Genomic DNA, 14,531 nt, shown 5'->3' on the forward strand with positions numbered 1-14,531 from the left:
TATCGGCTCGCCATGCCTTATGGCAGCGGTTACCAACCTTCTCGCAGGCCGGGGAGTGTTCAAACAAAGGATGAGGCTATGGTTCAAGTTCGCAAACTGGTGTTAGCAATAGCGGCCGCCTCGGCGCTGTCCTCCGGTATGGCGCAGGCGCTGCAGCTGGGGGAGATGACCCTCAAGTCGAAGTTGAACCAGCCATTGTCGGTGGAAATCGAATTGCTCGATGTCGGCGGCCTCACAGCCTCCGAGATCACGCCGAGCCTGGCTTCATCCCAGGCGTTCGTGGATGCCGGCGTCGATCGCCAGGCATTCCTCAACGACCTGACGTTCACGCCGGTGATCAATCCCAACGGCCGCAGTGTGGTGCGTGTCACCTCCAGCAAGCCGCTGCCGGACTCCTATGTGCGCTTCCTGTTGCAGGTGCAATGGCCCAATGGTCGCCTCATGCGCGACTACAGCGTGCTGCTCGACCCGGCCAAGTTCGACCAGCAGGCGCCAGCCGCCGCAGCCCCTACAGCTCCAGCAGCCCCCGCGCCGCGCCTGAGTGCGCCGGCCAATACGGCGCCCGCCGTGAGCAAGCCCGCCCAGCATACGACTACCTCCCACGACACCCTGTGGGAAATTGCCGAGAAGTACCACAATGGCGGTTCGGTACAGCAGACGATGCTGGCCATCCAGGCACTGAACCCCGACGCCTTTATCGACGGCAATATCAACCGCTTGAAAACCGGCAAGGTACTGCGCCTGCCGGACACGGTACAAAGCACGGCACTCGCGCAACCCAAGGCGATCGCCGAAGTGTCGGCGCAGAACCTCGCCTGGCGCCAGGGGCGCCGTACGGCGAGCAATCAAGCCGCGGGCAAGCAGCAACTGGATGCCACCAGGCGCACCCAGGCAGGCAATGCGCCGTCGAGCACCAATGCCAAGGACAACTTGAGCCTGGTCTCGGCCGATGCGAAGAAGGGCGTCAAGGGCAAGGCGGGCGATAGCCAGGCCCTGAGCGACAAACTGGCGATGACCCAGGAACAACTGGACACCACCCGTCGCGACAACGAAGAACTGAAAAGCCGTGCTGCCGACCTGCAGAGCCAGTTGGACAAGCTGCAAAAGCTGATCCAGCTGAAAAATGATCAATTGGCCAGGCTGCAGGCGGATAAATCGGCTGCCCCGGCGACGGCGGCGATGCCTGCTCAGTTGGCGGTTGACCCGGCCGCCGCGGCGGCAGCACCGGCTGCAACGCCGGCCGCTCCGGCCCCTGCCGAGCCTTCGCCCGCCCCCATCAAGGCGGATGCCGCCCCGACCACTGCCGAAGGCAAATTCAACGACCTGCTGACCAACCCGATAGTCCTGGGGGTGGTCGGCGGTGCCGCTGGCTTGTTGGTGTTGTTGCTCCTGTTACTGTGGGCGCGCCATCGCAACGCGCGCCGCGAAGAGGAAAAGCACCTGCGCATGGCGCGGGCCCTGGCCGAAGAGCCGGAATTCACCTCGAATATCGATCAAGACCTGCCGCCGGACAGCTTCGAAGGCCTTGAGGTCACGCCGCCGAGCGTCAAGCTGGCAGCGGCTCCTGCGCCGGCTCCCGCTCCCGCTGCGGTCGTGGTGCCGAGCGTGGCGTCAGTGCTGTCGCCGCTGGCGGTCGCGGTCGCACCCGAGCACTCGTCCGATGCCTTGGCTCAGGCCCAGTCCCATATCGACCGTGGCCACCTGAATCAGGCCGCCGATGTTCTGGAGCAGGCGATCAAGCATGAACCCAAGCGCAGCGACCTGCGTTTGAAGCTGATGGAAGTCTACGGCCTGCAAAGTGACAAGGACGGCTTCGTGACCCAGGAGCGCCAGCTGGTGGCCAATGGTGAAAACCATGCCCAGGTCGAGCAGCTCAAGTCGCGCTTCCCGGCCATGGCCGTGTTGGCGGCGGGTGTAAGCGCTGCGGTAGCCGCTGCCGCGCTGGACGCTCAATACGTCAAGGACCTGCTGGAAGACAAGCCAGCGCCAACGCCCGCGCCAGCGCCGGTAGCTGAAGCCGATGCGCTCGACACTGACTTCGACCTCAGCCTGGATGACCTGGAAGCGGCCTCGCCAGCGAACCTGGAAGACGAATTGAGTTTCGAGTCGGTCCTGCAGCAGCAGACAGAAGCCAAGGCAAGCCAGGACGACTTGTCGGATTTTGACCTGGACCTGCAACTCGATGCGCCGTCTGCGCTGTCTGATGATGACTTCCTCTCCGGTCTTGAGGAGCAGATGAAGGATGCGCCGGCGGTCGAACCGCCGACACTGACGCCGGCCGCGTTGGACGACTTCGATCTGCCGGAAGACTTTGACCTGTCCCTGGCCGATGAGCCAGAGGCTCCGGCGACGGCCAAGCCTGATGGCTTCGCTTCCGAACTGAATGATGTCAACGCCGAGCTCGACCGCCTGTCCCAGAGCTTGGAGAACCCGCCGATCGAGCCTTCCTTCACGGCTGAAGATGCAGCGTTGGGTGACGATGAGCCGGAGTTCGATTTCCTTTCCGGGACCAATGAGGTCGCCACCAAGCTCGACCTGGCCCAGGCTTATATCGACATGGGGGATGCTGATGGCGCGCGGGATATCCTCTCCGAAGTGCTGACCGAAGGCGATGATGTCCAGCGCAGCGAAGCCAAGGAAATGCTCGGCAAAATCTGAAGTTCGACGCACGTCCAGTGTGGGAGGGGTCAATCCCTAACAAAAGCGCACGCCATGCAGCCGCCGCATTTATAATGGCCGCCTTTGCGCAACTCATCAGGCTCTCAGTTCTTGGCAAATATAGATAACGCGGCCGCCGAAATGGCGGCCGCAGGCTTTTACCGGATCGCCCTGGGCGTGGAATACAAAGGTTCGCGCTACCGCGGCTGGCAGCGCCAGGCCTCGGGTGTGCTGACGGTGCAGGAAACCTTGGAGAACGCGCTGTCGAAAGTCGCCGACTCACCGGTCTCGCTGATGTGCGCCGGGCGCACCGATGCGGGCGTACACGCGTGTGGCCAGGTGGTGCACTTCGACACTCAGGCTGAGCGTTCGATGAAGGCGTGGGTCATGGGCGCCAATATCAATTTGCCCCATGATGTCAGCGTCAGCTGGGCCAAGGTCATGCCCGCGCATTTTCATGCGCGCTTCAAGGCCATCGCCCGGCGCTATCGCTATGTGATCTACAACGACCAGATCCGTCCGGCGCACCTCAACGAAGAAATTACCTGGAACCACCGTCCGCTGGATGCCGAGCGCATGGCCGAAGCAGCGCAGCACTTGGTCGGTGTCCACGATTTCAGTGCGTTCCGCGCCGGTCAGTGCCAGGCCAAGTCGCCGATCAAGGAAGTCCACCACCTGCGGGTAACCCGCCATGGCAAGATGATTGTGCTGGATATCCGCGCGGGGGCGTTCCTGCACCATATGGTGCGCAATATCGCCGGCGTACTGATGACCATCGGCACCGGCGAGCGGCCGGTTGAGTGGGCCAAGGAAGTGCTGGAAAGCCGCATTCGCCGTACCGGCGGCGTCACGGCCCATCCGTTCGGCCTGTACCTGGTGGATGTGGAGTACCGCGACGAGTTCGAGCTGCCGCAGCGTTTCATCGGACCACACTTCCTCACAGGTTTCAGCGAACTTGGCGGCTGACGCCCGGAAAAGCTTTTGTTACCATCCGGGACTTTCTCGGTTTCCCCCTGAGGTTTCTACAATATGTCTGCCGTTCGCAGCAAGATTTGCGGGATTACCCGCATAGAAGACGCGCTGGCGGCCGTCGAGGCGGGGGCGGATGCCATTGGCTTGGTGTTTTATGCCAGGAGCCCACGGGCGGTGAATGTGTTGCAGGCGCGGGCTATCATCGCCGCGTTGCCGCCGTTCGTGACCACTGTCGGCTTGTTCGTCAACGCCAGCCGCTGCGAACTCAACGAAACCCTGGATGCCGTACCGCTGGACATGCTGCAGTTCCACGGCGACGAAACCCCTGATGAATGCGAAAGCTATCAACGCCCATATATCAAGGCGTTGCGGGTCAAGGCCGGTGACGATATCGCAGGTGCCTGTGCTGCTTATACTGGTGCACGCGGGATTTTGCTGGACACCTATGTCGAGGGGGTACCTGGCGGCACGGGCGAAGCGTTCGACTGGACGCTGATTCCCGAGGGGCTGAGCAAGCCGATCATCCTGGCGGGTGGGCTCAATTCCGCGAATGTCGGGGCGGCGATCGCGCAGGTTCGCCCGTATGCCGTGGATGTCAGCGGTGGCGTAGAGCAGGGCAAGGGCATCAAGGACCACAGCAAGATTCGCGCATTCATGCAGGCCGTGCGCAACAGCAGGGAGGCGATGTGACGGCGGGCAGTCTGCCGCCGTCCATAGTGACCACTGTGTAAAACAGCCCGGTGCCGCCTGCGGGAGGCCCGGAAATGAAGTGGCGACCGTGCATTGGCCGGTTGTCTGGAAGGCTGAGGATGCATGCGGGAAATGGCTGGTCGAACGCCTGACCCCGTCCAGCATGTGTCATCGCCACATATGAATTTAGCTCAAGGGCATACGCGGGGCTGTGTTCAAGCCACCGGTACTGGAGAAAGAAAGCATGAGCAACTGGTTAGTAGACAAACTGATCCCTTCGATCATGCGTTCCGAGGTGAAAAAAAGCTCGGTTCCTGAAGGTCTGTGGCACAAGTGCCCATCCTGCGACGCGGTGCTGTACCGCCCGGAACTGGAAAAGACCCTGGACGTTTGCCCTAAGTGCAACCATCACATGCGTATTGGCGCCCGCGCCCGCATCGACATCTTCCTCGACGCCGATGGCCGTAACGAGCTGGGTGCTGACCTTGAACCGGTTGACCGCCTCAAGTTCCGCGACGGCAAGAAGTACAAGGACCGTTTGACCGCTGCGCAGAAGCAGACCGGTGAGAAGGATGCGCTGATTTCCGTCAGCGGCAAGCTGCTGGGCATGCCGGTGGTGGTGTCTGCGTTTGAATTTTCCTTCATGGGCGGCTCCATGGGTGCCATCGTCGGTGAGCGTTTTGTACGTGCCGCCAACTACGCCCTGGAAAACCGTTGCCCGATGATCTGCTTCGCCGCCTCCGGTGGTGCGCGTATGCAGGAAGCGTTGATCTCCTTGATGCAAATGGCCAAGACCTCCGCGGTATTGGCGCGTCTGCGCGAAGAAGGTATTCCGTTCATCTCCGTACTGACTGATCCGGTCTACGGCGGCGTTTCCGCCAGCCTGGCGATGCTGGGGGATGTGATCGTTGGCGAGCCAAAAGCCCTGATCGGCTTTGCCGGGCCGCGAGTGATCGAGCAGACCGTTCGCGAAAAACTGCCCGAAGGCTTCCAGCGCAGCGAGTTCTTGCTGGAGCACGGCGCGATCGACCTGATCATCCCGCGCGGTGAGCTGCGTCCACGCCTGGGTAGCCTGCTGGCGCAGATGATGGGCCTGCCGACGCCGGTCTACGTTGCTCCGAAGGTTGAGCCGATGGTCGTGCCGCCGGTGCCAGCAAACCTATGACCCAACGTACCCTGGGCGAATGGCTCGCCTACCTGGAGCAGTTGCATCCGTCCGCCATCGACATGGGCCTGGAGCGCTCGCAACAGGTAGCGGCCCGCCTTGGGTTGGGCCGCCCGGCACCGCGCGTGATCACGGTGACCGGCACCAACGGCAAGGGCTCTACTTGTGCCTTTGTCGCGGCGCTGCTGCAAGCTCAAGGGCTGAAAGTGGGCGTCTATAATTCCCCGCACCTGCTGCGTTACAACGAGCGGGTGCAACTCAATGGCGTCGAAGCCACTGACCAGCAACTCTGCGAAGCCTTCGCGGCCCTCGATGCAGGGCGTGGCGAGATCTCCCTGACCTACTTCGAAATGGGCACCCTGGCGGCGTTCTGGCTGTTCGAGCGTGCGCAACTGGACGTGGTTGTGCTGGAAGTCGGGCTGGGCGGGCGTCTGGACACGGTCAACGTGGTGGATGCCGACTTGGCGCTGGTCACCAGCATCGGTGTCGATCATGCCGATTACCTGGGTAATACCCGCGAGTCCGTGGCCTATGAAAAGGCCGGGATCTTTCGCCGGGGCAAGCCAGCGCTGTGCGGCGACCTGGATCCGCCTCATACCTTGCTCGACAAGGTGCGCGAGCTGGATTGTCCGTTCTTCCTGCGCGGGCATGAATTCAATCTTGAGATTGGCGCTGAGCATTGGCAGTGGCGCGGGCGTGATGCGCGTGGCCAAGTGGTCGAACTGCATGATTTGCCGCTGCTGAACCTGCCGATGGAAAATGCGGCGCTCGCGCTGCAAGCCTACCTGCTGCTGGACTTGCCATGGGACGCCGAGCAGATTGCCGCGACGTTGTTGGCGACCCGGGTGGTCGGGCGCCTGGACCGCCGGGTGTTCAACTGGGCAGGCAAGCGCTTGAACCTGCTGCTGGACGTGGGTCATAACCCGCATGCGGCCCAATACCTGGCGCAGCGCCTGTCGCGCACGCCGCCGGTGGGTCGTCGTCTGGCAGTCTTCGGTTTGTTGGCCGACAAGGACCTGGATGGCGTGGTTTCACCCTTGTTGGGCAGTGTCCAGGCATGGGCGGTGGCGCCGCTGGATACGCCGCGCAGCCGTCCGGCCGCCGAACTGGTAGTGGCCTTGCAGAACCTTGGCGCGTCCGTGACGTCTTATGCAAGCGTTACCGCTGCCCTTGAGGCTCAGTGTGCGGTAGCAACGGCCGAGGATGAAATTCTGTTGTTCGGATCATTTTATTGTGTTGCCGAGGCGCTTGAGTGGTTGGCCCGGCGCTCCACGGAGGAAGCTGCACATGGCATTACTGGATAGCGCATACAAGCAGCGAATGGTCGGAGCCTTGGTGCTGGTGGCATTGGCGGTGATTTTCCTGCCGATGCTCTTCTCTCGCCAGGATGAACAGCGCCAGGTTGTCGTGGACGTGCCCGCAGCGCCCCAGGCTTCGGCCGTGCCGCAGGTGCAGGTTGAGCCGGTGGTGGTGCCGGAGCCGCAGGCATTGCCTGAGGAGGAGCCGGTGCCGACCGATGATGAAGTGGCCGCCCAGCAAGCGCCTTCGATGCCGGTGCAGCCAAGTGTGCCGGTGGTCAAACCGACACCGGCTCCGGCTGTCGCCGCGAAGCCTGTTACGCCAGCCGCGGCGCCCAAGCCGGTCGCAACGCAACCGGCTGCACCGGGCAAGCCGGATGTGGGCCAGAGCCGTATCGACCCTAATGGCCTGCCGATCAGTTGGTCGATTCAGGTCGCTAGCCTTGGCAGTCGCGACGGCGCCGACGTCTTGCAGAAAAAACTGCGTAGCCAGGGGTATAACGCCTATATCCGCAGTGCCGATGGCAAGAATCGGGTGTTTATCGGGCCGCTGATCGAGCGCGCCGAGGCGGACCGCCTGCGGGATTTGCTGGATCGCCAGCAGAACCTGAAGGGTTTCGTCACCCGTTTCCAGCCAGAGCGCGGCTAAGTTCGCCTCGCGTTCAGCCTGGAATGCAGTCAAATGTGGGAGGGGGCTTGCTCCCGATAGCGATGGGTCAGTATCCGATGTGCTGACTGACCCACCGCCATCGGGAGCAAGCCCCCTCCCGCTTTGCTTTTGTGCGGGACTTGAAATGCGCTCAACTCGCCACAAACTATTGATTTGCAAAGCACCCGCAATCACAGCTTACCGATAGCCCGGAGCTCTGCTAAAATGCGCCGCCTCATCCGTCCGTAGGCTCAAACGTGCCATTTACCTGGGTTGATTGGGCGATTGTTGCAATCGTCGCCATCTCCGCTTTGATCAGTCTAAGCCGCGGCTTCGTCAAAGAAGCACTGTCGCTGCTGACCTGGATCATCGCAGGAGTCGTCGCCTGGATGTTCGGCGGTTCGCTGTCGGTCTACCTGAGCGGATACATCGAGACACCCTCGGCTCGCGTCATCGCGGGCTGCGCCATCATGTTCATCGCCACGCTGCTGGTGGGGGCAATGGTCAATTATCTTATTGGCGAGTTGATACGTGTCACCGGCCTCTCCGGGACCGATCGATTTCTCGGCATGGCCTTTGGCGCCGCGCGTGGCGCGTTGCTGGTGGTCGTGGCGGTCGGGCTGTTGAGCCTGGGGCCGGTACAGCAGGATGCATGGTGGCAGGAGTCGGTACTCGTGCCAAAATTTCTATTGGTTGCAGATTGGTCCAAGAACCTCATTCTGGGGTGGAGCAGTCAGTGGCTGGCCAGCGGAATCAGCGTACCCGCTGATCTTCCGTTCAAGGAACACCTCTTGCCGGCCAAAACGCCTCAGTAAGCAGTGTTCAGTCAAGATTCATTAAGTAGGGGTTGCGTCGCATGTGTGGCATCGTCGGTATCGTCGGTAAGTCGAACGTCAATCAGGCGCTGTATGACGCGCTAACCGTCCTCCAGCACCGCGGCCAGGACGCTGCCGGTATTGTGACCAGCCACGACGGCCGGTTATTCCTGCGCAAGGACAATGGGTTGGTACGTGACGTGTTCCATCAGCGTCACATGCAGCGCCTCGTCGGGCACATGGGCATTGGCCATGTGCGTTACCCGACTGCCGGTAGCTCGACCTCGGCCGAAGCTCAACCGTTCTACGTCAACTCGCCTTACGGCATCACCCTGGCGCACAACGGTAACCTGACCAACGTTGAACAACTGGCCAAGGAGATTTACGAATCTGACCTGCGCCACGTCAACACCAGTTCCGACTCGGAAGTGCTGCTCAACGTGTTCGCCCACGAGCTGGCCCAGCGCGGCAAGCTGCAACCGACCGAAGAAGATGTGTTCGCCGCCGTGACCGACGTGCACAACCGTTGCGTCGGTGGTTACGCGGTGGTGGCCATGGTCACCGGCTATGGCATCGTGGGTTTCCGCGACCCGCATGGCATCCGCCCGATCGTGTTCGGCCAGCGTCACACCGACGAAGGCGTCGAGTACATGATTGCCTCCGAAAGCGTGTCCCTGGACGTGCTGGGCTTCACCCTGATCCGTGACCTGGCGCCGGGCGAAGCGGTGTACATCACCGAAGATGGCAAGCTGCATACCCGTCAGTGCGCTGTCGCGCCGAAACTCACCCCGTGCATCTTCGAACACGTCTACCTGGCGCGTCCGGATTCGATCATCGACGGCGTCTCGGTCTACAAGGCGCGCCTGCGCATGGGCGAGAAGCTGGCCGAGAAGATCCTGCGCGAGCGTCCTGAGCACGATATCGACGTGGTGATCCCTATTCCGGACACCAGTCGTACCGCCGCGCTGGAGCTGGCCAACCACCTGGGCGTCAAGTTCCGCGAAGGCTTCGTCAAGAACCGCTACATCGGCCGCACCTTCATCATGCCTGGCCAGGCGGCGCGCAAGAAGTCGGTACGCCAGAAGCTCAACGCCATTGAGCTGGAGTTTCGCGGCAAGAACGTGATGCTGGTGGACGACTCCATCGTGCGGGGTACCACGTGCAAGCAGATCATCCAGATGGCCCGTGAAGCCGGTGCGAAGAACGTGTACTTCTGTTCCGCAGCGCCTGCCGTGCGCTACCCGAACGTATACGGCATCGACATGCCGAGCGCTCACGAACTGATCGCCCACAACCGTACGACCCAGGACGTCGCTGACCTGATTGGCGCCGACTGGTTGATCTACCAGGACCTGTCGGACCTGATCGAAGCGGTTGGCGGTGGCAAGATCAAGATCGACCAGTTCGACTGCGCCGTGTTCGACGGCAAGTACGTGACCGGGGATGTTGACGAGGCCTATCTGAACAAGATCGAGCAGGCGCGTAACGACTCGTCGAAGATCAAGACCCAGGCGGTCAGCGCGATCATCGACCTGTACAACAACTGAGTAGACACCGGCCCTGAGGGGCCGGTTTTGTATCTTAAATAAAGAATTGAGTAAGGAGTCGCAGCATGAGTCAGGAATGGGATGCCGGTCGGTTGGACAGCGACCTCGATGGCGTAGCTTTCGATACCCTGGCAGTGCGCGCTGGCCAGCACCGCACCCCCGAAGGTGAGCACGGTGACCCGATGTTCTTCACTTCCAGCTACGTGTTCCGCACTGCTGCCGACGCCGCCGCGCGTTTTGCCGGTGAAGTACCGGGCAATGTCTATTCGCGTTATACCAATCCGACTGTGCGAGCGTTCGAAGAGCGTATTGCTGCGCTGGAAGGTGCTGAGCAGGCGGTAGCCACGGCTACCGGCATGGCGGCGATCCTGGCGGTGGTGATGAGCCTGTGCAGCGCCGGCGACCACGTGTTGGTGTCGCGCAGCGTGTTCGGTTCGACCATCAGCCTGTTCGAGAAGTATTTCAAGCGCTTCGGTATCGAAGTGGACTACGTGCCCCTGGCGGACCTCTCGGGCTGGGATGCGGCGATCAAGGCCAACACCAAGTTGCTGTTCGTCGAGTCGCCGTCCAATCCGTTGGCCGAGTTGGTGGATATCGCCGCGCTGTCCGAAGTGGCCCACGCCAAAGGCGCGATGCTGGTGGTCGACAACTGCTTCTGCACGCCTGCCTTGCAGCAGCCGCTGAAGTTGGGCGCGGACATTGTGGTGCACTCGGCGACCAAGTTTATCGACGGCCAGGGTCGTTGCATGGGCGGTGTTGTTGCCGGTCGCAGCGAGCAGATGAAGGAAGTGGTGGGTTTCTTGCGCACTGCCGGTCCGACCCTGAGCCCGTTCAACGCCTGGATCTTCCTCAAGGGGTTGGAAACCCTCAGCCTGCGGATGAAGGCCCATTGTGCCAACGCCCAGGCCCTGGCCGAATGGCTGGAGCAGCAGGATGGTATCGAGAAGGTTCACTACGCCGGTCTCAAGAGCCATCCACAACATGAGTTGGCCCAGCGCCAGCAGCGCGGTTTTGGCGCCGTGGTGAGTTTTGAAGTGAAGGGCGGCAAAGAGGGCGCCTGGCGCTTTATCGATGCGACGCGCCTGATCTCCATCACCGCCAACCTCGGTGATAGCAAGACCACGATTACCCACCCGAGCACCACCTCCCACGGCCGTCTTGCGCCACAAGAGCGTGAAGCGGCGGGTATTCGTGACAGCCTGATCCGCATTGCGGTGGGCCTGGAAGACGTGGCTGACTTGCAGGCTGACCTGGCTCGTGGGCTGGCGGCCTTGTGATCGAGTGGTCCATGGAGGCTGCAACAGCCAGTAACGGGCGTGTCGCCTTGGTGACGGGCGCTGCACGGGGCATTGGCCTGGGGATTGCGGCGTGGTTGATCAGCGAAGGCTGGCAGGTGGTATTGACCGACCTGGACCGCGAGCGCGGGTCCAAGGTGTCCGGGGTGCTGGGCGACAACGCCTGGTTTATTACCATGGACGTGGCTGACGAAAAGCAGGTCGCCCAGGGCGTGGCCGAAGTGCTCGGGCAATTCGGGCGCCTGGACGCGCTGGTCTGCAACGCAGCAGTGGCCGACCCGCGCAATATCACCTTGGAAAGCCTCGACCTGGCCTACTGGAATCGCGTGCTGGCGGTGAACCTCAGCGGGCCGATGCTGCTGGCCAAGCACTGTGCGCCTTACCTGCGTGCCCATGGGGGAGCCATCGTCAACCTGGCGTCGACCCGCGCTCGTCAGTCGGAGCCAGACACCGAAGCCTACGCCGCGAGCAAGGGCGGCCTGTTGGCGCTCACGCACGCCCTGGCGATGAGCCTTGGGCCGGAAGTGCGGGTCAATGCGGTCAGCCCTGGCTGGATCGATGCGCGTGACCCCGCTGCGCGACGTGCAGAACCACTGACCGAAGCCGATCATGCCCAGCATCCGGCGGGGAGGGTTGGCACGGTGGAGGATGTGGCTGCGATGGTGGCATGGCTGCTGTCGCGTCAGGCCGGGTTTGTCACGGGGCAAGAGTTTGTGGTGGACGGTGGCATGAGCAAGAAGATGATTTACAGCGAGTAGGGCGGTTAGCGCTCTTGAAGCAATTTTGTCTTTTTCAGAAAAACTTCAAGCGGGCTATTGACTTAGGTCCTCTACCTGCGTAAATTTCGCGGCCTCAACGAAGCAAAGGGTGATTAGCTCAGCTGGGAGAGCATCTGCCTTACAAGCAGAGGGTCGGCGGTTCGATCCCGTCATCACCCACCATTCGCTTCAAGTGTTACGCGCAGCGGTAGTTCAGTCGGTTAGAATACCGGCCTGTCACGCCGGGGGTCGCGGGTTCGAGTCCCGTCCGCTGCGCCATATTTTCCAGGCCTGACTTGTCGGGCTTGAGATTGAACAGCCAAGGCTGATTGATCAGATGTTTAAAGACGGTTGAGGCATCACGCGCAGCCGGTCAAGCGATACGCAGCGGTAGTTCAGTCGGTTAGAATACCGGCCTGTCACGCCGGGGGTCGCGGGTTCGAGTCCCGTCCGCTGCGCCATATCTGCATCAAGGCCCACTGAACGCCTTGAAGCACAAAGAAAGCCACTGGCTACTTTGATCCGATAGCAAAGACCCTGGTCGAAAGACCGGGTTTTTTTGTGTCTGCAATTTGGTGCTGGTCAATGCGCCCGCGCAAGCCATCGCAACGCGATGGCGGCTGGCTTGCCTGCGATAGCAACGACTGGGTCTCAATGAGCCCGCATTGTCACATCCCAGGCAAACTTTCCAATCAGAACCCCAGCTTGTCTCGCAGCCCGTAATACCAGGCCCCCATCGCCGCAAACGGCGTGCGCAGCAGTTGCCCGCCCGGGAACGGGTAGTGCGGCAGGTCGGCAAACGCATCAAAGCGCTCGGCCTGGCCTCTCAGTGCCTCGGCCAATACCTTGCCCGCCAGGTGTGTGTACGTCACGCCGTGGCCACTGCAACCCTGGGAGTAATAGATGTTGTCGCCCAGGCGGCCGACTTGCGGCAAGCGCGACAGGGTCAGCAGGAAGTTGCCGGTCCAGGCGTAGTCGATCTTCACGTCCTTGAGCTGAGGGAAGGCTTTGAGCATTTTCGGGCGGATGATCGCTTCGATATTTGCCGGGTCGCGCGCGCCATACACTACGCCACCGCCGAAGATCAGTCGCTTGTCCCGGGTGAGTCGGTAGTAGTCGAGCAGGTAGTTGCAGTCCTCGACGCAGTAATCCTGCGGCAATAGCGACTGGGCCAGTTCATCCCCGAGTGGTGCGGTTGTGATCACCTGAGTGCCGCAGGGCATCGACTTGGCTGCTAACTCCGGCACCAGGTTGCCCAGGTAGGCATTGCCCGCCACGATGATGAACTTGGCCCTGACCTTGCCTTCGGTCGTGTGCACCACCGGGTTGGCGCCGCGCTCAATGCGCACGGCTGCTGACTGCTCATAGATCGTGCCACCGAGAGACTCCACGGCCGCCGCTTCACCCAGCGCCAGGTTGAGTGGGTGGATATGCCCGCCGCTCATGTCCAACAGGCCGCCGACATAGTTGTCACAGGCTACTACTTCGCGGATACGGCGCTCGTCGAGCAGCTCCAGTTGTGTGTGGCCATAACGTTCCCAGAGGCGCTTCTGCGATTCCAAGTGGCCCATGTGCTTGCTGTTGAGTGCGGCGAAGACACCGCCGTCCTTCAAGTCGCACTGGATCTGATACTTGGCCACCCGCTCGCGAATGATCCGGCCGCCTTCAAACGCCATGTCCCCCAGCAATTGCGCCTGCTTGGGCCCGACGCTGCGTTCGATCACATCGATATCGCGGCTGTAGCTGTTGACGATCTGCCCGCCATTGCGGCCCGACGCGCCAAAGCCGACCTTGGCGGCTTCCAGCACCGTCACGCGAAAACCGTTTTCCAGTAGAAACAGTGCGCTGGACAAGCCGGTATAGCCGGCACCAATCACGCACACATCGGTTTCCACTTCGCCTTGCAGTACCGGACGCGGAGGGACCGCGTTGGCGGACGCAGCGTAATACGACTGGGGGTAGGGGGTGTTCGCCATCCTGGAACCTCTGTTTTATATTTTTTACGAGTGCCCCGATCCTACCTGAGTTGAAAATTGCCTGCCAGCCACCCGAAAAATGCAAATGCACCAGCCGCAAATAAAAAATTCGCATATTCATAGGGTTAGCTGCAAAAAAGATGTTGACACCCCTCCGAAATTCCGTAGAATGCCGCCTCACAGCAGGCACGTAGCTCAGTTGGTTAGAGCACCACCTTGACATGGTGGGGGTCGTTGGTTCGAGTCCAATCGCGCCTACCAAACAAAATCCGCTCTGCTGGGCGGTCTAGAAGGGCTCACCGAAAGGTGGGCCCTTTTTTGTTGTCTGGAATTTGGGCACGGCGTCGCCTGGCCACTGACGCGGCTCGCTTTGAAAAGTGAGGGCGGATCGATCAGCAGAAAAGCTGAGCCACCGCGAGCAGGCAGATGATCTGGGCTATCATCTGGCAGCGTATTTCACCATTCGTTGTCGCCATACCCATTTGCCCGGCGTACATGTTGGCTACCTCTTTGTCGGCAATCATGCCGTAAACGATGCGCAGGAATGCGCACCGTATTGGTTGAGTATAGTTTCGGATTGGGATTCTTCACTGTCTAGCCTCAGGCCAGCTCTGATACAGGGCTGTCTTGAGGGCGCGCGATCGCAGGGCCAACCGAGAGGTTGGCCCTTTTTTGCAGGGTTGACGCCATACTGGGCACTGTTTGAAT

Annotated in this window: 11 protein-coding genes and 4 tRNA genes; 14 read left to right on the forward strand and 1 reads right to left on the reverse strand. The window is 61.4% G+C overall.

All coding sequences use genetic code 11. The features are described from left to right. The first annotated feature begins 78 nt into the window (after positions 1–78). The 13 genes from A7317_RS19600 (at position 79) to A7317_RS19660 (ending at position 12,308) form a co-directional block, all read left to right on the forward strand. On the forward strand, positions 79–2,658 hold the full coding sequence (locus A7317_RS19600) for a FimV/HubP family polar landmark protein (RefSeq protein ID WP_069076646.1): 2,580 nt from the start codon (positions 79–81) through the stop codon (positions 2,656–2,658). 141 nt (positions 2,659–2,799) lie between these two features. Continuing rightward, positions 2,800–3,624: a tRNA pseudouridine(38-40) synthase TruA gene (gene truA / locus A7317_RS19605; RefSeq protein WP_041160982.1), complete on the forward strand. Its 825-nt coding sequence runs from the start codon at positions 2,800–2,802 to the stop codon at positions 3,622–3,624. Between the two features lie 63 nt (positions 3,625–3,687). After that, a complete protein-coding gene (locus A7317_RS19610) occupies positions 3,688–4,320 on the forward strand; it encodes a phosphoribosylanthranilate isomerase (RefSeq protein ID WP_069076647.1) in 633 nt (210 codons plus the stop codon). A gap of 244 nt (positions 4,321–4,564) precedes the next feature. Then, positions 4,565–5,485, forward strand: a complete 921-nt coding sequence (gene accD / locus A7317_RS19615; protein ID WP_024076500.1) for an acetyl-CoA carboxylase, carboxyltransferase subunit beta — start codon at positions 4,565–4,567, stop codon at positions 5,483–5,485. Then, positions 5,482–6,789 (forward strand): bifunctional tetrahydrofolate synthase/dihydrofolate synthase, encoded by a 1,308-nt coding sequence (gene folC / locus A7317_RS19620; RefSeq protein WP_024076499.1) that lies wholly within the window; start codon positions 5,482–5,484, stop codon positions 6,787–6,789. Before accD ends, folC begins: the two co-directional genes overlap by 4 nt. Then, complete coding sequence (locus A7317_RS19625) at positions 6,773–7,432, forward strand: SPOR domain-containing protein (protein ID WP_024076498.1); 660 nt, start codon at positions 6,773–6,775, stop codon at positions 7,430–7,432. The genes folC and A7317_RS19625 overlap by 17 nt, the downstream gene beginning before the upstream one ends. 257 nt (positions 7,433–7,689) lie before the next feature. Next, positions 7,690–8,247: a CvpA family protein gene (locus tag A7317_RS19630; RefSeq protein WP_024076497.1), complete on the forward strand. Its 558-nt coding sequence runs from the start codon at positions 7,690–7,692 to the stop codon at positions 8,245–8,247. Between the two features lie 41 nt (positions 8,248–8,288). Then, positions 8,289–9,794 (forward strand): amidophosphoribosyltransferase, encoded by a 1,506-nt coding sequence (gene purF / locus A7317_RS19635; protein WP_024076496.1) that lies wholly within the window; start codon positions 8,289–8,291, stop codon positions 9,792–9,794. Between the two features lie 65 nt (positions 9,795–9,859). After that, positions 9,860–11,071 (forward strand): O-succinylhomoserine sulfhydrylase, encoded by a 1,212-nt coding sequence (locus A7317_RS19640; RefSeq protein WP_010566994.1) that lies wholly within the window; start codon positions 9,860–9,862, stop codon positions 11,069–11,071. A gap of 11 nt (positions 11,072–11,082) precedes the next feature. Next, the gene (locus A7317_RS19645) at positions 11,083–11,847 is read left to right on the forward strand and encodes an SDR family oxidoreductase (protein WP_051448900.1); all 765 of its coding nucleotides are present in this window, start codon (positions 11,083–11,085) and stop codon (positions 11,845–11,847) included. Between the two features lie 107 nt (positions 11,848–11,954). Beyond that, a tRNA-Val gene (locus A7317_RS19650) sits at positions 11,955–12,030 on the forward strand. A 19-nt stretch (positions 12,031–12,049) separates the two neighbouring features. Continuing rightward, a tRNA-Asp gene (locus A7317_RS19655) sits at positions 12,050–12,126 on the forward strand. Between the two features lie 105 nt (positions 12,127–12,231). Beyond that, positions 12,232–12,308 (forward strand) — tRNA-Asp (locus A7317_RS19660). A 231-nt stretch (positions 12,309–12,539) separates the two neighbouring features. On the opposite strand, the gene A7317_RS19665 is transcribed toward A7317_RS19660, so the two are convergent. Then, positions 12,540–13,823, reverse strand: a complete 1,284-nt coding sequence (locus A7317_RS19665) for an NAD(P)/FAD-dependent oxidoreductase (RefSeq protein ID WP_024076494.1) — start codon at positions 13,821–13,823, stop codon at positions 12,540–12,542. Positions 13,824–14,007: 184 nt separating this feature from the next. On the opposite strand from A7317_RS19665, the gene A7317_RS19670 reads away from it, so the two are divergent. Then, a tRNA-Val gene (locus tag A7317_RS19670) sits at positions 14,008–14,084 on the forward strand. Positions 14,085–14,531: the final 447 nt, after the last annotated feature.

Origin of the sequence: Pseudomonas fluorescens (assembly GCF_001708445.1) — a bacterium.
Taxonomy (GTDB): Bacteria; Pseudomonadota; Gammaproteobacteria; order Pseudomonadales; family Pseudomonadaceae; genus Aquipseudomonas; species Aquipseudomonas gorinensis.

Excerpts from the sequence above, each read along its gene's own strand:
- A7317_RS19600 (WP_069076646.1), top strand. The coding sequence starts at position 79 with ATGGTTCAAGTTCGCAAACTGGTGTTAGCAATAGCGGCCGCCTCGGCG.
- truA (WP_041160982.1), top strand. The coding sequence starts at position 2,800 with ATGGCGGCCGCAGGCTTTTACCGGATCGCCCTGGGCGTGGAATACAAA.
- A7317_RS19610 (WP_069076647.1), top strand. The coding sequence starts at position 3,688 with ATGTCTGCCGTTCGCAGCAAGATTTGCGGGATTACCCGCATAGAAGAC.
- accD (WP_024076500.1), top strand. The coding sequence starts at position 4,565 with ATGAGCAACTGGTTAGTAGACAAACTGATCCCTTCGATCATGCGTTCC.
- folC (WP_024076499.1), top strand. The coding sequence starts at position 5,482 with ATGACCCAACGTACCCTGGGCGAATGGCTCGCCTACCTGGAGCAGTTG.
- A7317_RS19625 (WP_024076498.1), top strand. The coding sequence starts at position 6,773 with ATGGCATTACTGGATAGCGCATACAAGCAGCGAATGGTCGGAGCCTTG.
- purF (WP_024076496.1), top strand. The coding sequence starts at position 8,289 with ATGTGTGGCATCGTCGGTATCGTCGGTAAGTCGAACGTCAATCAGGCG.
- A7317_RS19640 (WP_010566994.1), top strand. The coding sequence starts at position 9,860 with ATGAGTCAGGAATGGGATGCCGGTCGGTTGGACAGCGACCTCGATGGC.
- A7317_RS19645 (WP_051448900.1), top strand. The coding sequence starts at position 11,083 with ATGGAGGCTGCAACAGCCAGTAACGGGCGTGTCGCCTTGGTGACGGGC.
- A7317_RS19665 (WP_024076494.1), bottom strand. The coding sequence starts at position 13,823 with ATGGCGAACACCCCCTACCCCCAGTCGTATTACGCTGCGTCCGCCAAC.